Raw genomic sequence first — 21289 nt, forward strand, 5'->3', positions numbered from 1 at the left:
CGCGTGAACGGCCGATTGCAGACTTCCGAAGGTATCGATCTCGCGCGCAAGGCGCTCGACCTCATGGCCGAGCACCAGGTCGTCCCGAGCGCGCAGAACTATTCGATCTGGGTGGCGTTCGTTTCGGATTCGATCCCCGAACTTTGCGAATCCATCGAGGCGCGGATCAATGAAGGCGGTGAATTCGACGAGGCCTTCCTCGACGATCTCTACGACCGCTACTTCACGTTCAAGCGCATCCAGGACGCCGTCATCGAGACCGGCGGCGCGATGAGCCGCGAACTCGGCGAGGTCGTCCAGACGCTGGCCGACGCCAAGCGCGACACCCAGGCCTATGGAGAGGCCCTCGCCGGCGCGTCCGGCAAGCTCGACAAGACCACCGACCAGGCCAGCTTCAAGCAGATGGTCGAGGGGCTCGTCTCCGCCACGGCGCGCATGCAGCGCCGCTCGCGCGACCTCGAGAAGCGCCTGCACGACACCTCGCGCGAGGTCGAGCAGCTGCGCTCGAATCTCGAGAAGGTCCGCGAGGAGGCGATGACCGACGCCCTCACCGGCGTCGCCAACCGGAAGCGCTTCGACGAGGCGCTGCGCAAGGCGCGGCGCGCCGCCGACCTCAACGGCGAACCGTTCGGGCTGATCCTCTGCGACATCGACCATTTCAAGCGGTTCAACGACACTTGGGGCCACCAGACCGGCGACCAGATCATCCGCTTCGTCGCCGCGTGCCTCAGCCGCTTCTCGAAGGACTATCACGTCGTCGCCCGCTATGGCGGCGAGGAGTTCGGCGTCGTCCTGCCGAAGACGGAGATCGAGGAAGCCCGCCAGATCGCCGAGAAGGTCCGCTCGACCGTCGAGTCAAAGCGGCTATTGCGCAAATCGACGAGCGAGGACCTCGGGCACATCACCGTTTCGCTCGGCGTCTCGCAGCACCATCCCGGCGAATCCGTCGAGTCGCTCATCGAGCGCTGCGACACCAATCTCTACCGGTCGAAGACCGACGGCCGGAACCGCACCACGGTCGACGAGACCCCGGCCGACGCGAACGGCGTCGCCGCCGCCTGATCAGGCCTTCGGCTTCCGCTTCTTCTTGCCCGCCTGCGCCCTGAGCGCGACGTCGAGCGCGCGCCGCGCCCAGCGGCCCGCCTCCTCGGAATCATCCACGGCGGCTTCGGGCAGGCGCCAGTAGCCCATCTCCCCCGGCGGTCCGTCCTTGGGTCGAAAGATGAAGGGCCCGCTTCCCTCGGCGGCCAGCGCCGCCGACAGCGCGTCATCGACCTTGAGATAGATCTGGTCGTCGGCGACGAGGGCGAACATGACGCCCTGCGCATACAGCCCCGCCCCGCCGAACATGCGCCGCGCGCTGACGGGGCCTAAGGCGGCGAGATGCTCGCAGGCGAATTCGAGGAAATCGTCGGAGACGGCCACCGCTCAGGCCGATTTCGGCGGCGCGGTCTCCACGAAGCTCTCGCGCGCGAACCATTTTTCGGCGAATTCGGCGAGGCCCGGCCGGCCCTCGCGCCAGTCGAACTCCGGATAGCGGAAATCCAGGTAGCCCAGCGCCACGGCCACGGCGAGCGCGCCGAGATCGACCGAGCGCTCGAACCGGCTGCGTTCGGAGTCCTCCAGGACGTCCAGCGTGCGCGTGATCGCCCGCTCCCAGCGCTCGATCCAGTAGGGATAGCGCAGCTCGTCATCGCGATTGGTCTCGAGCCGGCGTCCGACCGTCAGGTCAAGCAGCCCGTCGGCGAGCGCCTGCTGACGCATGACCAGCGTCCGGCTCTCCCCGCGCGCGGGGATCCAGGTTTCGTCATTGAGGGTGTCGATGTAGTCGCAGATCGCCGCCGAGCCGACGATCGCCGGCGCGTTGTCGCGCACCAGCGCCGGGACCTTGCCCAGCGGATTGGCGGCGTGGAGTTCGCCCGGATCGTCGAGCGGGTTCAGCTCCTCGACATGGATCCGCGTCTCCAGGCTCTTTTCCAGGATCAGCGCCTTGCACTTGCGCGCGTAGGGCGAGGTCGGAGAGGACAGAAGCTTCATGCACAACCCCCGGGACGGCCGTGCTTCAAACCACCACGGGCCGGGCGTCGAGACAAGCGCGCATCACGACTCCAGCTGCGCGGGCGTCAGCGTCACGCTTTCGCCGCAGCCGCACGCGTCGGTCTCGTTGGGATTGCGGAAGACGAACTTGGCGTGCAGCGGCGTGACCTCGTAGTCGATCTCGGAGCCGAGCAGGAAGAGCAGCGCCTTGGACTCGACGACGATCTCGACGCCCTTGTCCTCGACGCGCTCGTCGAACGGCTCGGGCTCGGAGACATAGTCCATCATGTATTCCATGCCCGCGCAGCCGCCATTGGTCACGCCCACGCGCAGATAGCCCTTGCCGTTCTTGGCCATCAGCGCCTTGACGCGCTCGGCGGCGGCGTCGGTCAGGGTCACGGCCTTGGGTTTCGGTCGGGTCATCTCGGCGCCTCTCAGAGCATGTTCAGTTGCAGCCGGGCCTCGTCGCTCATCCGATCGGGCGTCCAGGGCGGATCGAAGGTGAGCGTCACATCGGTGCGCTCGACGCCCTCGACGGTGTTGCAGGCCTCCTGGACCCAGCCGGGCATCTCGCCGGCCACCGGGCAGCCCGGCGCGGTGAGCGTCATCTCGACCTTGAGCGTGCGGTCGTCCTCGAGATCGACCTTGTAGATCAGGCCGAGCTCGTAGATGTCGACCGGGATCTCGGGATCGTAGACCGATTTCAGCGCAGCGACGACATCATCGGTGACGCGGGCGATCTCCTTGTCCGACAGCGCCGGCGCGACGCCGGCGCTTTCATCCGCCGCGGGCTCGGACTGCGTCGCGGACTCCGCCGCCGGCGCGTTCAGATCGATCACGTCGCGCTCTGCGGCTTCGGCCCGGGCTGTATGGTCTCTCATGTCGTCCATTCGTCTTCCCGGCCTCTAGATGAGAAAGCTGCGCGCCTTGTGCAACGCCTCGATGAAGGCGTCGACCTCCTCGGCGGTGTTGTAGAGGGCGAAGCTCGCCCGCGCCGTCGCGGCGACGCCGAAGCGCGACATCAGCGGATGGGCGCAGTGATGGCCCGCGCGGACGGCCACGCCGTACTTGTCCATGAGCTGGGCGAGATCGTGGGCGTGGGCGTTGTCGTCGACGAAGGAGAGGATCGCGCCCTTGTCCTGCGTGGTCCCGAGGATGCGCACGCCGTCGATCCCGGAAAGCCCGGCCGTGGCGCGGTCGAGCAGCGCGCGCTCGTGGGCGTGGATGGCGGCCCGGTCCTGCGCCGTCAGCCAGTCGATCGCCGCGCCCAGCCCGATCGCGTCGGCGATCGCCGGCGTGCCGGCCTCGAACTTATGCGGCGGATCGGCGTAGACGACGCCGGTCTCGCTCACCTCGGCGATCATCTCGCCGCCGCCCTGCCACGGCGCGAGGCGGTCGAGCCAGTCGGCCGCCGCGTAGAGCGCGCCAGAGCCGTTCGGCCCGTACAGCTTGTGGCCGGTGAAGACGTAGAAATCGCAGCCGATGTCGGCGACGTCGACCTGCGAATGCACCGCCGCCTGCGAGCCGTCGAGCAGGATCGGGACGTCGCGGGCGTGGGCGATCTCCGTCAGGCGCTTCGCGTCCGTCACCGCGCCCAGCACGTTCGACATGTGGGTCAGCGCAACGATCTTCGTGCGCGGCGTGAACAGCGCCTCGTAAGCCTCCATGTCGAGCGAGCCGTCGTCGCGGACGGGGACCCACTTGATGACCGCGCCCCTGCGCTCGCGCAGGAAGTGCCAGGGCACGATGTTCGAGTGGTGCTCCATCTGGGAGAGGATGATCTCGTCGCCGGCCTCCAGCGTCTCGCCGAGCGACCAGGCGACGAGATTGATCGCCTCGGTGGCGCCGCGCGTGAGCACGATCTGCTCGGCCCGCTCCGCGCCGAGGAAGGACGCGATCTTGCCCCGCGCGCCCTCGAAGGCCTCGGTGGCCTCGTTGGCGAGCGTGTGCAGCCCGCGATGGACGTTGGCGTAAGACTGACGCCAGACGTCGCCGACGGCCTCGATGACGGCTTCCGGCTTCTGCGCGGTCGCGGCGTTGTCGAGATAGACGAGCGGCTTGTCGTTCACCGTCCGCGCGAGGATCGGAAACTCGTCGCGGATCGCATACGGGTCGAAGGCCGCCTCGGGTTTCGTCAACGCGGTCATGCGACCTCCTTGAGACGCGCGCGCAGCTTCTCCAGCAGGCGCTCGCGCTCGGCCTCGTCGGCGATCGCCATAAGGGGCTCGGCGAGGAAGCTCTCGGTGAGCAGCGCGCGGGCCTGCGGCTCGGGGATGCCCCGCTGGCGCATGTAGAACAGCGCGGTCTCGTCGATCGCGCCGAGCGCATTGCCGTGGGCGCATTCGACATCGTCGGCGTAGATCTCGAGCTCGGGCTTGGCGTCGATCTCCGCGCCCTCGTCCAGCAGCAGGCCGCGATGGGTCATGCGCGCGTCGGTCTTCTGGGCGGCGCGCTCGACGAAGATCTTGCCCTGGAAGACGCCCCTGCCGCCCTTCGCGGCCGCGCCCTTGAACAGCTCGGAGGTCGTCCCGCCCTCGCCCGTATGCCGGACGAAGGTGGTCTGGTCGAGATGGAGCTTGTCGCCAACGATATACGCCCCGTCGAGCGACAGATCCGCGCCCTCGCCGGGATGCGTCACGTGCGTCTCGAGCCGGGCGAGCTTGGCGCCGAAGCCGAGCGTCGTCTGTGTCGCCCTCGCATTCGCCGAAAGCTCGATCCCGCTGGTGACGACCATCACGGCGTCGGACGAAGCGTCCTGCTCGATGAGGCGCGTCAGCCGCGCGCCCTCGCCCAGCCGGATCAGCACCGCGACATTGGCGAACGCGCCGGCCGCGCCGGCGTAGCGCTCGTGCAGGCTGGCCTCGACGCCGGCGGGAAGCTCGATCGCGATCACCTTGTGGGCCGCGCCCGGCTTGGCGGAGATATCGAGGTTCAGCGCCTCGCCGTCGGTCAGGCGGTAGATATCGGCGGGTCCGCCCAGCGCGGCGGCGAGCCGCGGCATGACGAGCGTGGGCGCCTGCGCGACCGGCGCGGTCTCGTCGGGCGCGCGCGAGGCGTCGACCGCGATCGATCCCGCGTCCCCGCCCATGCGGGCGAGCGCGGCGCGCAGATCGCTCCACTTCCATTCCTCGACGCGGCGATGCGGCAGGCCGCGCTCGGCGAGATCGGCGCGCAGAAGCGCGCGCCAGTCCTCGCCCGCTTCGGGCAGCTCGGCGAGGAAGACGTCTTCGAGAGGTATGGTCTTGATCGCGGCGGTCATGAATCAGGCGGCGCTCCGCGCATACTTGTCATAGCCCTCGGCCTCGACGGTGCGGGCGAGCTCGGGCCCGCCGCTCTCGGCGATGCGGCCGTCGGCCATGACGTGGACCGTGTCGGGCGTCAGGTAGTCCAGCAGGCGCTGATAGTGCGTGATCACCAGCATGCCGCGTTCGGGATCGCGCAGCGCGTTGACGCCGTCGGCGACGACCTTGAGCGCGTCGACGTCGAGACCGGAGTCGGTCTCGTCGAGGACGAGGAATTTCGGCTCCAGCATCAGCGCCTGGAAGATCTCCATGCGCTTCTTCTCGCCGCCGGAAAACCCGACGTTCACGGGCCGCTTCAGCATTTCGTTCGAAACGCCGAGTTTCGCAGCACTTTCGCGGGCCTTCTTCATGAACTCGGGGGCCGGAACCTCGTCCTCGCCGCGGGCCTTGCGCTGGGCGTTGAGCGCCTCCTTGAGGAAGGTCAGCGTCGGCACGCCGGGGATCTCGACCGGGTACTGGAAGGACAGGAAGAGCCCGCGCGCGGCGCGCGCCTCGGGCTCCATCTCCGCAACGTCCTCGCCGCGGAATTCGATGCCGCCCTCGGTGATCTCGTAGCCCTCGCGGCCGGCGAGCACGTAGGACAGCGTCGACTTGCCCGAGCCGTTCGGACCCATGATGGCGTGCACCTCGCCGGCGGGCACCTCGAGCGAGACGCCCTTGAGGATCTCGGCGCCCTCGCCGTCATCGGCCTCGACGCGGGCGTGGAGGTTATTGATCTTCAGCATTCGTCGCTCCTTCGTCCGCATCGCTTCCCGGCGGAACCGGCGCGGAGGTGAGAAAGGCCAGCCCGATCCACAGCGCGACCGCCGCGCCCAGGATCAGAAGGTAAAGCGTCGCGGCGAGCCCGGTCCCGAGCGCCGCGCTGAGCGCCAGCGCGGCGAACAGGCCGCCGGCGACCGCGATGGCGAGGATCGCCCAGGTCGCCGTCCAGCCCTGCCAGCTCGCCGGCGTGATCGGGAAGCCGGCCCCGCGCGGCGGACGGCGTCTGAACCAGTAAGCCATCAGGCGTGTCCTCCCGCAGCGGGGCGAGGCGCGGCCTTCGACTCCCTCCCCCCCAGGGGGAAGGTCGGGGTGGGGGCCGGCCCCCCATGAAACCCCGGCCGCCCGAAGGGCGAGCCGGGGCCTCCGGGAAGCCAATCGCCATGAGGTCCCGGATCGCGCCTGCGGCGCGTCCGGGAGTTCAGGTCACCCCACCCTGGCCCTCCCCACAAGGGGAGGGAAAGCCGAGCGCCCTGTTCAGCCGCGTGAGACACGCAGCGCTTTGCAGGGTTTGCTCCCCCGCTCGCGGGGGAGCTGCCGCCCCCGCCTCCAGCCGGGGTGACTGAGGGGGGATGCGGCGGAACCGAAATTCCCCCCTCCGGTCCTTCGGACCACCTCCCCCGTGAACGGGGGAGGAAAGAGGCGCGACGCAACGCCATCAGCCCACGCTCCCTTCGAGCGAGACCTTGAGCAGCGCCTGGGCCTCGACGGCGAACTCCATGGGCAGCTCCTGGAGCACCTCGCGGCAGAAGCCGTTGACGAGCAGCGCCACGGCGGTCTCCTCGTCGAGCCCGCGCTGGCGGGCGTAGAAGAGCTGGTCATCGGAGAGTTTCGAGGTCGTCGCCTCGTGCTCCAGCGTGGCGTAAGGCGTCTTGGCCTCGATATACGGAATGGTGTGCGCGCCGCACTGATCGCCGATCAGCAGCGAGTCGCACTCGGTGAAGTTCCGCGCGCCGACGGCCTTCTTGTGGGCCGACACGAGGCCCCGATAGGTCTGGTCGGAGTGTCCCGCCGAGATGCCCTTGGCGATGATCCGCGACTTCGTGTTCCTGCCGAGATGGATCATCTTGGTGCCGGTGTCGGCCTGCTGGCGGCCGTTGGTCACCGCGATCGAGTAGAACTCGCCCTGCGAGTTGTCGCCCCGGAGCACGCAGCTGGGATATTTCCAGGTGATCGCCGAGCCGGTCTCGACCTGGGTCCAGCTCACCTTCGAGTTCCGGCCGCGGCAGTCGGCGCGCTTGGTCACGAAGTTGTAGACCCCGCCCTTGCCCTCGGCGTCGCCGGGCCACCAGTTCTGCACCGTGGAGTACTTGATCTCGGCGTCGTCGAGCGCGACCAGCTCGACCACGGCGGCGTGGAGCTGGTTCTCGTCGCGCATCGGCGCGGTGCAGCCCTCGAGATAGGACACGTAGGCGCCTTCGTCGGCGATGATGAGCGTGCGCTCGAACTGGCCGGTGCCCTGGGCGTTCATGCGGAAATAGGTCGACAGCTCCATCGGGCATTTGACGCCCTTGGGCACGTAGACGAACGAGCCGTCGGAGAAGACCGCCGAGTTGAGGGTGGCGAAGAAGTTGTCGGTCGGCGGCACGACGCTGCCCAGATATTCGCGCACGAGCTCGGGATGCTCCTGCATCGCCTCGCTGATCGACATGAAGATCACGCCGGCCTTCTTCAGTTCCTCCTTGAAGGTCGTCGCCACGGAGACCGAGTCGAACACCGCGTCGACGGCCACGCGCGACTTCTCGCGCGCTTCGGCGGCGGTGCGCTCCTCGGCGCCCTCGACGCCGAGCAGGACCTCGGCCTCCTTGAGCGGGATGCCGAGCTTCTCGTAGGTGTCGAGCAGCTCCTGGGGAACCTCGTCCAGGCTCTTGTATTTCGCGCCGGTTTTCGGCGCGGCGTAGTAGATCGCGTCCTGGTAGTCGATCGGCGGATAGCCGACCTTCGCCCAGTCCGGCTCCTTCATGGTGAGCCAGCGGCGATAGGCCTCGAGGCGCCATTCGAGCATCCACTCCGGCTCGTTCTTCTTCGCGGAGATGAACCGGATCGTGTCCTCGTTCAGGCCCTTCGGGGCGTATTCCTGCTCGATGTCCGTCGTGAAGCCGTACTTGTACTTGTCGGCTTCAAGCTTGCGGACGTCTTCGACGGTTTCCTTGACCGCGGCCATTGCGATCCTTCCTTCAAGCGTTCAGACGGCGGCCGATTGCGACCGCGCCATGGCGTAGGCGTCGAGCCACGCCGCGGCGAAGCCCTCGGCCTCTTCCATCGTGTTCGTGCGGCCGAAGCTCACGCGCACCGCGGCGCCGGCCTCGTCCTCGCGCGCGCCCATCGACTCGAGCACGCGCGAGCGGCGCGTCTTGCCCGACGAGCACGCCGAGCCCGCGCTGATCGCGAACCCGGCGAGATCGAGCGCGATCACCTGCAGCTCGCCCGGCCAGCCCGGCGCTGACATGGACAGCGTGTTCGGCGTGCGCGGCGCGTTCTCGCCCCAGATACGCACCTCCGGCGCGCCGTCGCGGATGAGCGCGGCGGCCCGGTCGCGCATTGCGCCGATGGCGTCGAGATCGTCGTTCATCGCCGCCTCGATCGCCGCGGCGAACCCCACCGCGCCGACCACGTTCTCGGTGCCCGAGCGCCGGCCCTTCTCCTGGCCGCCGCCGTGCTGGCGGCGCGACAGCGGCGCGCCTTCCTTCACCAGCAGCGCGCCGACGCCCAGCGGGCCGCCGATCTTGTGCGCCGACACCGCCGCGTAATGCGCGCCCGAGGACGCGAAATCGAAACTCGTCTTGCCGAGCACCTGGACGGCGTCGACATGGAGATAGCCGCCGACCTCGCGGACCAGGCGCGCGGCGTCGGCGACGGGCTGGATGACGCCGGTCTCGTTGTTGGCCGCCATCAGCGCGACGAAGGGCGGACCGTCGCGTTCGACGTCCCAGCCGGACAGGCGCTCGGCGAGCCAGTCGAGATCGACCACGCCGTCGGCGGTCACGGGCATGTATTCCGTCGGCAGATCGCTCGCGCGGGCGGGATCGAGCACCGCTTCGTGCTCGATGGACGAGACGATCAGGCGGGTCGCGCCGGCGGTCTCGGCCGAGGCGAGCGCGAGATTGTCGGCCTCGGTTCCGCCCGAAGTGAGCACCAGCTCGTCCGACATCGCGCCGAGCGCGCCGGCGATCACGGCGCGCGCCTGCTCGAGACGCGCCCGGGCGGCGCGGCCTTCGGCGTGCACCGAGTTCGGGTTGCCGACGGCGGCCATCGCCTCGGCGACCGCCTCGATCGCCTCGGGGCGGGCCGGCGCGGTCGCGTTATGATCGAGATACGCCTTCACTCTGCAGCCTCCAGCGATTTCGGGGCGGCCCTGCGGGTCGCCTTGCCCAGCACGCGGCGCTCGATCACGTCCTCCAGCGACACCGAGCTCAGGAAGAGATGGATGTGCCGGCCGAGTTCGTCCCAGAGGTCGTGCGTGGCGCAGCGCCGTCCGTTCTCCATGCAGCCTTTCGCGCCGTTCCGGCAGCGGGTGACGTCGACCGGCTCCTCGACGGCGAGCATGATGTCGGCCACGCGCGTGTCCGCCGCCGGGCGCGCAAGCTGGTAGCCGCCGCCGGGGCCGCGCACGGCGTGGACGATGTCCGCCCGGCGCAGCTTGGCGAAAAGCTGCTCGAGATAGGAAAGCGATATCGCCTGCCGCGAGGCGATATCGGCGAGCGGCACCGGTCGATCGGCGGCCGAATCGGCCAGGTCGACCATCGCCATCACCGCATAGCGGCCTTTCGTGCTGAGCTTCATTGTCTGTCTCCCGCCCGTCCGTCGAAAGCGAACGGGCCTCGCATCCGGGGACGGCGTTGTGCTAAGAGGCCGGACCTTGATCGAACCGCCGCCCGTACAAGGACGTAAGTTCCCGACCGCTCAGGTCAAGATTCGCCGTCTGCGCGCTCTCTATAGCGCCTGCAAGCGGGTCTGAAAAGCCTGAGCTGTGTACTCGGAAATCAGACAGACAGGACGCGACTGATCTCATGCCCGACGTGATCATCTCCGGCCCGGCCGGCCGACTGGAAGGCAAGTACAGCCCGGCGAAGGAGAACGCCGCGCCGGTGGCGCTCATCCTCCACGCCCACCCGCGCGGCGGCGGCCACATGGACACGCCGGTGCCGCTGCAGATGTACGACACATTCAAGCAGCGCGGCTTCTCGGTCCTGCGCTTCAATTTCCGCGGCGTCGGGCGCAGCCAGGGCGTCTACGAGCAGGGGCTCGGCGAACTGTCGGACGCCGCCACCGCGCTCGACTGGATCCAGGCGCACAACACGCACGCGCCCTATTGCTGGGTGGCGGGCCACTCCTTCGGCGCGTGGATCGGCATGCAGCTGCTGATGCGCCGGCCCGAGATCGCGGGCTTCGTCTCGGTCTCGCCGCCGACCAACATGTACGACTTCACCTTCCTCGCGCCCTGCCCGGCCTCGGGCATCGTCGTGCACGGCGAATCCGACACCATCGTGCCCTACGAGGAGATGGAGCGCGTGATGAGCAAGGTGCGCACCCAGAAGGGCATCGAGATCACGCGCAAGGCGGTTCCGGGCGCCGGCCACCTCTTCACCGATCATCTCGACGACCTCGAGCGGGAAGTGTCGGGCTATCTCGACGAGCGCCTCGCCATCCTCGACGCGCCGCGCATCGAGGCCGCCGAGGAAGACGGCGAGTAGGCGCGTCAGCCCCGGGCGATGCGCCCGCCCGTCATGGGCTCGGAGACGCCCGTGGTTCCCGGAAAGCTGATCGGCCGGCCCGCCGCGCAGCGCGCGGCGAGAAAGGCGAAGGCCTCGGCCTCGATCAGGTCGCCGCGCCAGCCCACGTCTTCGGCGGGAATGGCGGGCATGTCGCACGCCGCCTCGATGAGCGCGCGCAGGGTCGCGTTCTTCCGCCCGCCGCCGCACACGATCAGCCGCGCCGGCCGCTCGGGCAGGCGCTCGACGCCGAGGGCGACGCTGCGCGCGGTGAAGGCCGTGAGCGTCGCCGCGCCGTCCTCCGTCGACAGGTTGGCGACCGCGTCGAGATCGAAGTCCCAGCGATCGAGCGATTTCGGTCCGCCGGCGGCGAAATGGTCGTGGGCGAGATACTCCGCGAAGGCGGCCTCGTGGACGCGCCCGCGGGCCGCCGTCTCGCCGTTCGCGTCCATCGCCTCGCCGGTGCGCTGCTCCATGAACGCGTCGATCAGCCCGTTGGCCGGCCCCGTGTCGAAGGCGACGAGCGCTCCGTCGGAGGCGATCAGCGTGATGTTGGCGACGCCGCCCAGATTGAGCACGCCGAGCGGCCGCTCGAGCCCCGACCAGTCGGCGAGCGCGCGGTGATAGACCGGCGCCAGCGGCGCGCCCTGCCCGCCCGCGGCCACGTCGGCGCTGCGGAAATCGAAGGCGACGTCGCAGCCGAGCCGGGCGGCGAGCGCGGCGCCGTCGCCGAGCTGGCGCGTCCGGCCCGGAACGCCCTCAGCCGGGGCGCGGTGGAGCACGGTCTGGCCGTGAAAGCCGACGAGATCGAGATCGGAAGGCGCGATCCCGGCGGCCTCGCAGACCGCGGCGACCGCCTCGGCATGGGTCGTCGTCAGGACCGTTTCGGCCTCGGCGAACGCAGCCGGCTCGGGGCCTTCGAAGCGCCAGGCGCGCGCGGCGTCGACGGCGGCCTGCAGAATCCGGCGCTCGCCCGGCGCGTACGCGCGCTCGAGCCCCGGACCGAAGCGCGCTACCGTCTCCCCGTCGGTCTCCATAAGCGCGGCGTCCACCCCGTCGAGCGACGTGCCGCTCATCAATCCGACAACCTTCATGCGCGCCTCTTTCCGCCAGCGCCGAGTTGTTGCTATTAGCCCCCGGTTCGTTCCGAGGAGAAACCCCATGACCGACACCAAGTCGGACCTCGTCTCCGCACTGGTCGAGCGCGGCTACGTCAACCAGGCGACTGATCTCGACGGTCTCGACGCGGCCGCGGCCAAGGCTCCGGTCACGGGCTATATCGGATTCGACCTCACCGCGCCGTCGCTCCACGTGGGCAGCCTCGTCCAGATCATGATGCTCCGGCGCATGCAGCAGGCCGGCCATCGCCCGATCGTGCTGTTCGGCGGGGCGACGACGAAGATCGGCGACCCCTCGGGCAAGGATTCGGCGCGCCCGCTGCTGACGCCCGAGCAGATCGCCGTCCACAAGGAAGGCATCCTCAAGCCGTTCTCGCGCCTGCTCGATCTCGACGCCTGTCTCGTCGTCGACAACGACGAGTGGCTCGCCGGCTACGGCTATCTCGAATTCCTGCGCGAGTACGGCCGGCATTTCACGATCAACCGGATGCTCACCTTCGATTCGGTGCGCCTGCGGCTCGAGCGCGAACAGCCGATGACCTTCCTGGAGTTCAACTACATGCTGCTCCAAGCCGTCGACTTCCTCGAGCTGAACCGCCGCCATGACTGCACGCTCCAGATCGGCGGACAGGATCAGTGGGGCAATATCGTCAACGGCGTCGAGCTGTGCCGTCGCGTCGACGGCGTCGAGGTGTACGGGCTGACCACGCCGCTCATCACCACGGCGTCCGGCGCGAAAATGGGCAAGACCGCCGAGGGCGCGGTGTGGCTCAACGAGGACCTGCTCAGCGCCTATGACTACTGGCAGTTCTGGCGCAACACCGAGGACGCCGATGTCGGCCGCTTCCTGCGCCTGTTCACCGATCTCCCGCTCGACGAGATCGCGCGGCTGGAATCGCTGGGCGGCGCCGAGATCAACGCCGCCAAGGTCGCGCTGGCCAACGCCGCCACGACCATGCTCCACGGCGAGCAGGCCGCCCGCGACGCCGAAGAGACCGCGAAAGCCACGTTCGCCGGCGGCGCCGGGGCCGGCCTGCCGACGGTCGAGATCGACGCCGCCGCGTTCGAGCGCGGCGAGGCCGGACTCGTCGCCGCGCTCGCCGACGCCGGGCTGTGCGCCTCCCGCGGCGAGGCGCGACGCAAGATCAAGGAGGGCGCGGCGCGGGTGAACGACGCCGTCGTCGACGACCCCCAGCGCGCGCTGTCTGCAGAGGATCTGCGCGACGGCGCGATCAAGCTCTCGGTGGGCAAGAAGCGCCACGCGCTGGTCCGGCCGGTCTAGCCTTCCGATCCCGGATCGGAGTCCGGCGACGGGGACGGGTCCTCGCCGGACGGATCGGCGGACTCCTCCGCATCTTCAGCCGCCTCCTCGGCGGCGCGGCGCTGCGCCTCGAGCGCTTCCAGCTCGCGCTCGGCCGACGTGCCCTCGAAGATGCGGCGGAACACGCCCGGCGCCAGCGCGGAGAGCGGGTTGGCCACGACGCGGGTCTCCTCGAACGGACCCGACACCGAGAAGGTGACGCCGAACACGCCTTCGCCCCGGCGCGAGGTCAGGAGTTCGCCGAGCACCGGGATGCCGCCCAGCGCGGAATTGACGCCGTAGGACGGCAGCAGCGTGCCGTCGAGGGCGAGGCGCTCCTGCTGGAAGTCGACGACGCCGCTATAGGTGACGCCCAGCGACGGACCGGCGGTGCGCGCGGATTCGAGTTCGAGCACGCCGTCATTCCACACGAAGCCGGCCTCGAGGGTCTCGAACACGATGCCCTCCCCGCTCAGCAGGCCGGCCAGCCCCTCAAGCGAGCCGGCGGCGAGGACCCGCGCAAGCAGGGGGAGACGCTCGAGCGTGAAGTCGTCGACCTGGATGTCGCCCGCGAGGCCGCCGCTCTGGCCGAGCGGCGGCGCCCGACCGGACAGGACCAGCGCCCCGCCCCGCGCGTTATCGTAGCCGGTGAAGGCGGCCAGCAGGCCGCCGGCGTCCGCCGTCGAGGCGGTAAGCGTTCTTTCCCCCGTCCCGTCTCCCGCCGGGCCGAACGCGACCTCGACCGGTCCGGCGCCGGAGCGCGCGGCCAGCGCGAAGCGCTCCAGCCCGTCGGGCCCGCTGCGCAGGAACAGGTCGACGTCCTGGAAGCGGCTGTCGCGAACCGCGACCTGCTCCACCGCGCCCTCGAAGATGAAGACGCCGTCCTCCTCGTCGTCGGCCTCCTCGGCGGCGAAACCGCTGGCGCGCAGCACGCGGTCGAAGATGTCGCGGGCGTTGAGATACGCCCCGGTGACGCGGACCCGCAGGGGTCCGTCCGGTCCCTCGGGGCGATCGGCGGCGGCGCTCAGCTCCATGACGTCCTCGAGGAAGACCCGCTCCGCGCTCGCGTCGAGCAGGCGCCCGTCCGGCGCAAGCCCGACGCTGGCCTGCAGCGCGGCGCCCTCCGCCTCGGCCCGGATGCCGTCGAGCTGCAGCGCGCCGCTCTCGGCAAACACGGCGCGGAACGCGGCCGCGCCGGGCGCCCCGGCGGGCTTGCTCCACAGATCGGCGGGAAGCGCGACGGCCGCGTCGGCGAGATCGAGCGAAACCTCCAGCGTCTCGAACTCGAAGCCGCGCCCGCGCGCGACCGCCTCGAGCCCGACGGACCCGTCGAGGAACCGGCGCAGCGGCAGGCCGAGCTCGTCGAGGCTGCGGCCGTCCATGGTCGTGGCGATCTCGATCGCCGTGCTCGGCGCATCGGGTTCGCCGCCGAAGGCCTCGGTCCAGACGATATCGGCGCGGCTGCCCGCGAGCGTGGCCTCGGCGTTCGCCGTCACTCCCGACGGATCCGCCTCGAGGCGCACGTCGCCGTCGGTGAAGCGCGCACCGGGCAGGCCCGCCGGTCCGGTCACGTCGCCGAACTCCGCAGACACGTCAAAGCCGATTTCCTCCACCGGAACAAAGCGGCGCATGGGACGGCGGATCTCGAAATCGATCGTCCCGACGCCGTCGAACTGGGCGGGGTCGATGCCGTAATCGCTCGCGAATCCGAGCGGCTCCTGGTCGAGCAGGCGAATGACCGGCTCGGCCGCCGAGCGCGCGGTTCCGCCGAAGCGCGCCGTCGCGCCTTTCGGGTTGAGGCGCGGAATCTCGACGAAGATGCGCTCGACCTCGATCTCGCCGATCGACGCGCCGGTTCCGGTCAGCGACAGCGAATTGCCGCGCAGCTCGGCCTGGCCCGTCAGCCCCCGCAGGGGCGTCATGGTGGAGACGTAGCGGACGTCCGCATCCGCGAAATGGAAGCTCAGGGACAGCGCCTCGTCCTCGATGAAGCGATCCGCGAGCGCCGCGGCGGAGATGTCCATGTCCATCCGCGCCCGCGACAGCCGGCCGCCTAGAATGCTCTGGCTGAGCCAGTCGCGCGCGCCGAGGGCGAAATCGACCGGCCAGAAGCGCAGAACGTCGGCCTTGCCGATATCCCCGTCGATCGGTCCCTCGAGCCGGACATTGGGAAGCAGGTTCCCGTCGATGACCTCCAGCGAGACCGCCCCCTCGAAACGCCCGACCGCGCCGGGCACCTCCGCCTCGAGCGTTTCGAAGCCCATGCGCACGTCGAACGGCCGCAGCGATCCGGAGGCCGCGACCCGGTCCCAGGCGATCGGCTCGGGGAACACGCCGCCGAGATCGAGCACGCCCGCGTCGGCCGCGATTTCGTACCGCGCCTCGCCCGGCAGCGCGCCCTGGAAGTCGGAAAGCGCGAACAACCGTCCGGACGCGTCCAGCTGCAGAAGGTCCGACCGGACCACGAGCTCGCTCACCTCGATCTCGCCGCGCGCGATGTCGAAGACGATGTCGGCGCCGCCCGACTCGATGGCGTGAACTTCCCCGGCGGCGCGGATGACCCCCTCGCCGACATTGAGATCGGCGAAAGCCGAGCGCAGGCCGTCGGCCTGGGTCGCGTCGATGACGGCCTCGATGTCGACCGGCGCCTCGACGCCCGACAGCCACGCCATCGGACCGCGCCGGGGCGCGGCCGCGGCGGGCGCCAGGTCGCGCACCCGCAGATCGAGGAAGAAGGTCTCGAGGGCGCGATCGGTCTCCACGCCGAACGCGACCGGGGCGCGCCCCGCCGAGGTCACCAGCGCGCCGGAGATGTCCACCTGCACGCGCGCGTCGGAGAGGTCGGCCTGCGCGCGCGCATCGTCGAAGAAGAGCGACAGGTCGGAGACCTCGTCGCGGATCCGGATGTCGGTCCCGCGGAAATCGATCTCGCGCAGCCGGGAGAGCATGCCCTCTCCCTCCGCGTCGGCGAGACCGCCGAGCAGCGTGCGCAGGCCGCCGCCTTCCGAAGGCGCCGCGGGCGACAGGAAACGTTCGGGCCGGCCAAGTCCGGCGGCGATCGTTCCGTCGGCGCGACGCACCAGGGCGAAGGCGCCGCCCTCGGCCTCGAGGCGCACCGGCGCGGCGCGGCCGATGATGAGCCGGTCGAGGGCGAGCGCCGCTTCAAGGCGATCCGCGCGCGCGACCACTTCGCCGCCCGCCGCGGCGATGCTGACATCGCGCGCCGCCAGGACGATCGCCGCCTGCGCCGGGTCATAGCTCACCGTCAGCGCGCTGATCGCGGCGGCGTCGCCCTCGAAGGCCTCCAGCAAGGCGTCGGTCATGGCCGGGCGCACGATCTCGGCGTCGACCGGCCCCTCGGCCAGCCGCCACAACGCCGCGCCGGCGGTGAAGATGACGAGCGCCAGCAGGGCGGCGAGCGCCTCGAGCACGTAGAGCAGGGAAAGGCGAGCGGCGCGGCGCATCAGATCGGAGAATTCACCATCGCTACTGGACGAAGCGGAGCCGCCGGACAATGTTTGCGCCGGCCGGAGCCCCGCGAGCCCGGCGCATGCGCGAGAGGAGACTGTCTCATGAGCGAACTCAAGCCCGGCGACAAGGCCCCCGACTTCACGCTCCCGACCGACGACGGCGGGGAAGCGTCCCTGTCCGCGCTGCGGGGCCGGACGGTCGTCCTCTACTTCTACCCGCGGGACGACACGCCGGGTTGCACCAAGGAAGCCGTCGGTTTCACCGAAAAGATCGGCGATTTCGAGGCGGCCGGCGCCGCCGTGATCGGCGTGTCCAAGGACACGGTCGCCAAGCACGGCAAGTTCCGCGACAAGCACGATCTCAAGGTGACGCTCGCCTCCGACGCCGACGGCGACGTGTGCGAGCGCTACGGCGTCTGGGTCGAGAAGAACATGTACGGCCGCAAGTCGATGGGCATCCAGCGCGCGACCTTCCTCATCGACGGCGAAGGCGTGATCCGGCGCGTCTGGCCCAAGGTGAAGGTGGCCGGCCATGTCGACGAGGTGCTGGAGGCCGTTCGCGACCTATGACGGGGACCGATGTCCGCGAGGCCGCCGGCCGGGTCCTGGAGGCGGCGGATCCGGCGGAGAAGGCCGGCGCGGCCCGCAGCGTCGCCGCCGACTGGCGCGCGGGCCGGTTGGGCCTTCCCGATGAAGGCGCGCCCGGCCTCGCGCCTGACCGCCCCGCCCGGCCGGCCCGACTGCAGCTCGTTCCGCCCGGCCAGGTTCCGCGGCGGCGGCTGACCTCGCAGGCCGGCCGCTTCGCGCTGCTCCACGCCGTCGCCCATATCGAGTTCAACGCCATCGACCTCGCCTTCGACCTGGTCGCCCGCTTCGGCGCGGATCCGCGGATCGCCGCGGAGGAACGCGCCGCCTTCATCGGCGACTGGATCGGCGTCGGCGACGACGAGGCGCGTCATTTCGACCTCGTGCGCGGCCGCCTCCGCGCGCTCGGCGGCGATTACGGCGACCTGCCCGCCCATGACGGGCTCTGGGCCGCCGCGCGGAACACCAGCGACGACCTCGCCGCCCGGCTCGCCGTCGCCCCGATGGTGCTGGAAGCCAGGGGGCTCGACGTGACGCCGGGGATGATCGAGCGCCTGAAATCCGCCGGCGACGCGGACAGCGCCGCGGCGCTGGAAGTGATCTACAACGACGAGATCGGCCATGTGGCCGCCGGCGCGCGCTGGTTCGACCATGTCTGCGCCGCCGAGAACGCCGATCCCGAAACCCGGTTCCGGGAGCTGGTCTCGGCGCGTTTCAACGGCGGCCTCAAGCCGCCTTTCAATATCGAGGCCCGGGGGCGCGCCGGATTGCCGCGGCGGATGTACGAGCCGCTGGCCGGCGGAAGCGGTTCAAACGCCTAGGTCATTTGTTAACGCCCGGCCCGCATCATGCATGACCAGCGGCTATTCGCCCTTGCGGATGCGCGGGCTTTGTTGAAAACGATCGGAGGATCGTGCCACATTCCGCATTCATGAGGGGTGGCCCGAAAATCGCGGCGAGCAGGTAGGAATGGTGAAACGCATTCTCGCCGGTCCGTGGGAAGCGCTCAAGGAGCGGTTCCCGGAGCGGCAGATATATCACCGGACGGAAGGCCAGGTCCGCTATTTCGTTCTGACCACCGGCATGCAGGTCGGGGCGGTGGGCGCGGTGTGCGCGATCGCGGCCTGGATCACGATCGCCTCGGTCAATCTCATGCTCGGCGGCCACGCCATGGACCGCGAGACGGCGCGCTTCGCCGAACTCGAGGCGCGATACCAGGCCGAGATCGAGGAGATGCGCGCGGCCGAAGCCGCCGCGATCGCGTACCTGGAGGCACGCACCAACGCGTTCGACCGCACCGCGGGCGAGTTCCAGATCCGCCACGAGACGCTGCGCCGGCTGCTCGACTTCGCCGAGGACCTGCAGATCGGCGACCAGAATCTCAGCCCGAGCCTCGATGGCGGGCGCATCCTGATGGCGGCGACGACGGCCGATCCCGCCCCGCGCACCGCGCTGGTCTCGCTCGACTCCGACATCGACGTCGACGGCCCCGCCGAGGAGCGCGTCGCCGCGCTCGTGTCCGAACAGGACGCCGTCCTGGCCGAAGCCGAGGATTCCGCCGAGGCCCGACTGGAGAACCTGCGCGCCGTGCTGCGCCTGACCGGCCTGCGAATCGACGACGTCCTGGAGGAGGCCCCTGTCGAGGACGGCGGCACCGGCGGCCCCTTTATCGCGCTGGAGAACAGCCCCTTCTTCTCCGACGCCTTCGTCAGCGGCGAGGACCCGTTCAATGCGCGGGTGTCGCGCATCGCCTCGCGCCTGGTCGAGGCCGAGGAGCTCGAATCGATGGTGCGCACGCTGCCGCTCGGCGTGCCTATCGGCACGCGTCACCGCGAGACGAGCGGCTATGGCGAGCGGGTCGATCCGTTCACGCGCCGGCCCGCCTTCCACGCCGGCAAGGACTTCGCCGCCTACCGCAACGCGCCCATCGTCTCGACCGCGCCGGGCCGCGTCGTTTACGCCGGCTGGCGTGCGGGCTATGGTCGCACCGTGGAGGTCGATCACGGTTACGGGTTCCGAACGCGATTCGGTCACCTGCACTCGATCGACGTGCGGCGGGGTGACGAGGTCACCGCCGGTCAGCGCCTGGGGGGAATGGGCTCGACCGGACGATCCACCGCGACGCATCTGCATTACGAGGTCTGGTTCGACGGCCAGCACCTCGACCCTGAACGCTTTTTGAGAGCCGGACGCTATGTTCAGTAAGAAAGAATCGCCGCCCGTCACCGAGAACGAGGCCGCACCCGCTTCGACGAAAAGGTCCGCCATGAAGTCCCAAGCCCCCTCGATTCTCAGCGCCGATCTGCAGATCACCGGATCGATCATGTCCGACGGCGAGGTCCAGCTGGACGGCTCCGTGGACGGCGACGTCCACGCCGGATCGCTGACCATCGGCGAGGAAGCCTCCGTGAAGGGCGAGGTGACGGCCGAAAGCATCGTCGTGCGCGGCCGGGTCGAGGGATCGCTCCGGGCGCGCCAGATCCAGCTCGCCTCGACGGCGCGGGTGGAAGGCGACATCGTCCACGCCTCGCTGGCCGTGGAGAGCGGCGCCTACTTCGACGGCAACTGCCACCGCTCCTCCGATCCGCTTTCTGAGAAGAGCGGCAAGATCACCGGATCGAGCGCGAGCAGCGGCGGCAAGGCCCAGGCCGGCGAAACGCGCTCGGCCCCGTCGGCCCCGCCCGCCCCCGGCGCCGCGGCGAGCGGCGGCGCGACCAATTCCGGCGGCGGCGAAAAGGCGGCCGCCGCGTCGGGCGATCCCTTCGCGATGAAGAACTGAACAGCCGGCGAACCGGGCTGAACACGATGAAGGCGGGCCGCATGCGGCCCGCCTTTTTCGTTCCCGCAGCCGCGTTCCCGCGCGCGTCTACGCTTCCGCCTCGCCGCCGCCGACGCGCGCGGCCAGCGCCGCGGCCATGAAGGCGTCGAGATCGCCGTCGAGCACGCGGGAGGTGTCCGAGGTCTCCACGCCCGTGCGGAGATCCTTGACCATCTGGTAGGGCTGCAGGACGTAGGACCGGATCTGGTGACCCCAGCCGATATCGGTCTTCGCCTCGGCCTCGGCCTGGGCGGCCGCCTCGCGCTCCTGCAGCTTCAGCTCGTAGACGCGCGCGCGGAGCATGTCCCAGGCCCGCGCCCGGTTCTTGTGCTGCGAGCGGTCGTTCTGGCACTGCACGACGATCGCGCTGTCCTGACCCGGCATGTCGTAGGTCAGCCGGACCGCGGAATCGGTCTTGTTGACGTGCTGACCGCCGGCCCCGGAGGCCCGATAGGTGTCTGTGCGCACCTTCGACTCGTCGATCTCGACGTCGATCGCCTCGTCGATCAGCGGATAGGCCCAGACGCTGGCGAAGCTCGTGTGCCGGCGACCGGAGCTGTCATAGGGCGAGATGCGCACGAGCCGGTGCACGCCGGCCTCGGTCTTCAGCCAGCCATAGGCGTTGTCGCCGCGCACCAGCAGGGTGATCGACTTCAGCCCGGCCTCCTCGCCCGGCTGTTCCTCGATCACCTCGACCTTGTAGCCCGACGCCTGCGCCCAGCGCGTATACATGCGCGCGAGCATCGCCGCCCAGTCCTGGGCCTCGGTGCCGCCCGCGCCGGGATGGATCTCGAGATAGCTGTCGTTCGAATCGGCCTCGCCCGACAGCAGGGCCTGGACCTCGGCCCGGCCGGCGCGATCGGACAGCGCCTTGAGCGCGGCGTGCGCCTCGTCGAACAGCGCCTCGTCGCCGTCGGCCTCGGCCAGTTCGGCGACCTCCAGATTGTCCGCGAGCTCGGATTCGATCTCGCGGACCTCCGTCATCGCGCCTTCAAGGCGATTGCGTTCGCGCATCAGCGACTGGGCCTTCTGCGGATCGTCCCAGAAGCCGGGGTCTTCGGCGCGCGCGTTCAGTTCGTCGAGGCGTTTCCGGGCTGTATCCCAGTCAAAGACGCCTCCTCAGCAGTTCCGACGACTGCTCGATGGAGTCCTTGAGGGCGGAGATTTCGGCGCGCATTCGGGCGCTCC

21 protein-coding genes are annotated in these 21289 nt (G+C 70.0%); 7 read left to right on the forward strand and 14 right to left on the reverse strand.

The features are described from left to right. The first annotated feature begins 3 nt into the window (after positions 1-3). On the forward strand, positions 4-1062 hold the full coding sequence (locus DDZ18_RS06260; RefSeq protein WP_109252519.1) for a GGDEF domain-containing protein: 1059 nt from the start codon (positions 4-6) through the stop codon (positions 1060-1062). Here the strand turns inward: DDZ18_RS06260 and DDZ18_RS06265 are convergent, their stop codons facing one another. The 11 genes from DDZ18_RS06265 to DDZ18_RS06315 all read right to left on the reverse strand — a co-directional run bounded on the left by DDZ18_RS06265 (position 1063) and on the right by DDZ18_RS06315 (position 9881). Further along, positions 1063-1425 carry a TfoX/Sxy family protein gene (locus DDZ18_RS06265; RefSeq protein WP_109252520.1) on the reverse strand — a complete coding sequence of 121 codons (363 nt, stop codon included), beginning with the start codon at positions 1423-1425 and terminating at the stop codon, positions 1063-1065. It lies immediately after the preceding gene. A 3-nt stretch (positions 1426-1428) separates the two neighbouring features. Beyond that, complete coding sequence (locus DDZ18_RS06270; protein WP_109252521.1) at positions 1429-2037, reverse strand: glutathione S-transferase family protein; 609 nt, start codon at positions 2035-2037, stop codon at positions 1429-1431. A gap of 63 nt (positions 2038-2100) precedes the next feature. After that, positions 2101-2460 carry a HesB/IscA family protein gene (locus DDZ18_RS06275; RefSeq protein WP_109252522.1) on the reverse strand — a complete coding sequence of 120 codons (360 nt, stop codon included), beginning with the start codon at positions 2458-2460 and terminating at the stop codon, positions 2101-2103. 11 nt (positions 2461-2471) lie between these two features. Then, positions 2472-2918, reverse strand: coding sequence for an SUF system Fe-S cluster assembly protein (locus DDZ18_RS06280; protein ID WP_109253070.1), 447 nt, complete (start codon positions 2916-2918; stop codon positions 2472-2474). A 24-nt stretch (positions 2919-2942) separates the two neighbouring features. Next, positions 2943-4184, reverse strand: coding sequence for a cysteine desulfurase (locus DDZ18_RS06285; RefSeq protein WP_109252523.1), 1242 nt, complete (start codon positions 4182-4184; stop codon positions 2943-2945). After that, a complete protein-coding gene (locus DDZ18_RS06290; RefSeq protein ID WP_109252524.1) occupies positions 4181-5296 on the reverse strand; it encodes a SufB/SufD family protein in 1116 nt (371 codons plus the stop codon). The genes DDZ18_RS06285 and DDZ18_RS06290 overlap by 4 nt, the downstream gene beginning before the upstream one ends. 3 nt (positions 5297-5299) lie before the next feature. Next, positions 5300-6064, reverse strand: a complete 765-nt coding sequence (sufC, locus tag DDZ18_RS06295; RefSeq protein ID WP_109252525.1) for a Fe-S cluster assembly ATPase SufC — start codon at positions 6062-6064, stop codon at positions 5300-5302. Further along, the gene (locus DDZ18_RS06300; RefSeq protein ID WP_109252526.1) at positions 6048-6341 is read right to left on the reverse strand and encodes a hypothetical protein; all 294 of its coding nucleotides are present in this window, start codon (positions 6339-6341) and stop codon (positions 6048-6050) included. Before DDZ18_RS06300 ends, sufC begins: the two co-directional genes overlap by 17 nt. A gap of 415 nt (positions 6342-6756) precedes the next feature. Next, positions 6757-8262, reverse strand: coding sequence for a Fe-S cluster assembly protein SufB (sufB, locus tag DDZ18_RS06305; RefSeq protein ID WP_109252527.1), 1506 nt, complete (start codon positions 8260-8262; stop codon positions 6757-6759). A 21-nt stretch (positions 8263-8283) separates the two neighbouring features. Then, positions 8284-9423, reverse strand: a complete 1140-nt coding sequence (locus DDZ18_RS06310) for a cysteine desulfurase family protein (RefSeq protein WP_109252528.1) — start codon at positions 9421-9423, stop codon at positions 8284-8286. Further along, positions 9420-9881 carry an Rrf2 family transcriptional regulator gene (locus DDZ18_RS06315; RefSeq protein WP_109252529.1) on the reverse strand — a complete coding sequence of 154 codons (462 nt, stop codon included), beginning with the start codon at positions 9879-9881 and terminating at the stop codon, positions 9420-9422. The genes DDZ18_RS06310 and DDZ18_RS06315 overlap by 4 nt, the downstream gene beginning before the upstream one ends. 227 nt (positions 9882-10108) lie before the next feature. Between DDZ18_RS06315 and DDZ18_RS06320 the strand changes: the two genes are divergently transcribed. Next, positions 10109-10792, forward strand: coding sequence for an alpha/beta hydrolase (locus tag DDZ18_RS06320; RefSeq protein WP_109252530.1), 684 nt, complete (start codon positions 10109-10111; stop codon positions 10790-10792). Between the two features lie 5 nt (positions 10793-10797). Here the strand turns inward: DDZ18_RS06320 and DDZ18_RS06325 are convergent, their stop codons facing one another. Next, the gene (locus tag DDZ18_RS06325; RefSeq protein WP_109252531.1) at positions 10798-11904 is read right to left on the reverse strand and encodes an anhydro-N-acetylmuramic acid kinase; all 1107 of its coding nucleotides are present in this window, start codon (positions 11902-11904) and stop codon (positions 10798-10800) included. A 67-nt stretch (positions 11905-11971) separates the two neighbouring features. Here DDZ18_RS06325 and tyrS point away from each other — a divergent pair, with 67 nt between their 5' ends. After that, a complete protein-coding gene (gene tyrS, locus DDZ18_RS06330; protein ID WP_109252532.1) occupies positions 11972-13210 on the forward strand; it encodes a tyrosine--tRNA ligase in 1239 nt (412 codons plus the stop codon). Here the strand turns inward: tyrS and DDZ18_RS06335 are convergent. Further along, positions 13207-16692, reverse strand: coding sequence for a YhdP family protein (locus DDZ18_RS06335; RefSeq protein WP_109252533.1), 3486 nt, complete (start codon positions 16690-16692; stop codon positions 13207-13209). The genes tyrS and DDZ18_RS06335 overlap by 4 nt on opposite strands. Before the next feature lie 108 nt (positions 16693-16800). Between DDZ18_RS06335 and bcp the strand changes: the two genes are divergently transcribed. The 4 genes from bcp to DDZ18_RS06355 all read left to right on the forward strand — a co-directional run bounded on the left by bcp (position 16801) and on the right by DDZ18_RS06355 (position 20062). Then, positions 16801-17268 (forward strand): thioredoxin-dependent thiol peroxidase, encoded by a 468-nt coding sequence (gene bcp / locus DDZ18_RS06340; protein ID WP_109252534.1) that lies wholly within the window; start codon positions 16801-16803, stop codon positions 17266-17268. Continuing rightward, the gene (locus DDZ18_RS06345) at positions 17265-18104 is read left to right on the forward strand and encodes a ferritin-like domain-containing protein (RefSeq protein ID WP_109252535.1); all 840 of its coding nucleotides are present in this window, start codon (positions 17265-17267) and stop codon (positions 18102-18104) included. Before bcp ends, DDZ18_RS06345 begins: the two co-directional genes overlap by 4 nt. A gap of 148 nt (positions 18105-18252) precedes the next feature. After that, complete coding sequence (locus DDZ18_RS06350; protein WP_109252536.1) at positions 18253-19488, forward strand: M23 family metallopeptidase; 1236 nt, start codon at positions 18253-18255, stop codon at positions 19486-19488. A gap of 61 nt (positions 19489-19549) precedes the next feature. Continuing rightward, entirely contained in the window at positions 19550-20062 is a 513-nt protein-coding gene (locus tag DDZ18_RS06355; protein ID WP_233245738.1) for a bactofilin family protein, read from the forward strand. A gap of 87 nt (positions 20063-20149) precedes the next feature. Here DDZ18_RS06355 and prfB read toward each other — a convergent pair. Next, a protein-coding gene (prfB, locus tag DDZ18_RS06360) for a peptide chain release factor 2 (RefSeq protein WP_109252538.1) occupies positions 20150-21278 on the reverse strand; the annotation gives its coding sequence in 2 pieces (ribosomal slippage) (positions 20150-21208 and positions 21210-21278; 1128 coding nt in all). Positions 21279-21289: the final 11 nt, after the last annotated feature.

This window comes from Marinicauda salina (assembly GCF_003122085.1).
In the GTDB taxonomy this organism is placed as follows: domain Bacteria; phylum Pseudomonadota; class Alphaproteobacteria; order Caulobacterales; family Maricaulaceae; genus Maricicauda_A; species Maricicauda_A salina.

Bases quoted from the DNA above. Each gene is read 5' to 3' on its own strand.
- DDZ18_RS06285 (WP_109252523.1), bottom strand. From the start codon at position 4,184: ATGACCGCGTTGACGAAACCCGAGGCGGCCTTCGACCCGTATGCGATC.
- DDZ18_RS06350 (WP_109252536.1), top strand. From the start codon at position 18,253: ATGGTGAAACGCATTCTCGCCGGTCCGTGGGAAGCGCTCAAGGAGCGG.
- sufB (WP_109252527.1), bottom strand. From the start codon at position 8,262: ATGGCCGCGGTCAAGGAAACCGTCGAAGACGTCCGCAAGCTTGAAGCC.
- DDZ18_RS06325 (WP_109252531.1), bottom strand. From the start codon at position 11,904: ATGAAGGTTGTCGGATTGATGAGCGGCACGTCGCTCGACGGGGTGGAC.
- bcp (WP_109252534.1), top strand. From the start codon at position 16,801: ATGAGCGAACTCAAGCCCGGCGACAAGGCCCCCGACTTCACGCTCCCG.
- DDZ18_RS06275 (WP_109252522.1), bottom strand. From the start codon at position 2,460: ATGACCCGACCGAAACCCAAGGCCGTGACCCTGACCGACGCCGCCGCC.
- DDZ18_RS06300 (WP_109252526.1), bottom strand. From the start codon at position 6,341: ATGGCTTACTGGTTCAGACGCCGTCCGCCGCGCGGGGCCGGCTTCCCG.
- DDZ18_RS06320 (WP_109252530.1), top strand. From the start codon at position 10,109: ATGCCCGACGTGATCATCTCCGGCCCGGCCGGCCGACTGGAAGGCAAG.
- DDZ18_RS06345 (WP_109252535.1), top strand. From the start codon at position 17,265: ATGACGGGGACCGATGTCCGCGAGGCCGCCGGCCGGGTCCTGGAGGCG.
- DDZ18_RS06315 (WP_109252529.1), bottom strand. From the start codon at position 9,881: ATGAAGCTCAGCACGAAAGGCCGCTATGCGGTGATGGCGATGGTCGAC.
- DDZ18_RS06280 (WP_109253070.1), bottom strand. From the start codon at position 2,918: ATGAGAGACCATACAGCCCGGGCCGAAGCCGCAGAGCGCGACGTGATC.
- DDZ18_RS06335 (WP_109252533.1), bottom strand. From the start codon at position 16,692: ATGCGCCGCGCCGCTCGCCTTTCCCTGCTCTACGTGCTCGAGGCGCTC.
- sufC (WP_109252525.1), bottom strand. From the start codon at position 6,064: ATGCTGAAGATCAATAACCTCCACGCCCGCGTCGAGGCCGATGACGGC.
- DDZ18_RS06355 (WP_233245738.1), top strand. From the start codon at position 19,550: ATGAAGTCCCAAGCCCCCTCGATTCTCAGCGCCGATCTGCAGATCACC.
- DDZ18_RS06290 (WP_109252524.1), bottom strand. From the start codon at position 5,296: ATGACCGCCGCGATCAAGACCATACCTCTCGAAGACGTCTTCCTCGCC.
- tyrS (WP_109252532.1), top strand. From the start codon at position 11,972: ATGACCGACACCAAGTCGGACCTCGTCTCCGCACTGGTCGAGCGCGGC.
- DDZ18_RS06270 (WP_109252521.1), bottom strand. From the start codon at position 2,037: ATGAAGCTTCTGTCCTCTCCGACCTCGCCCTACGCGCGCAAGTGCAAG.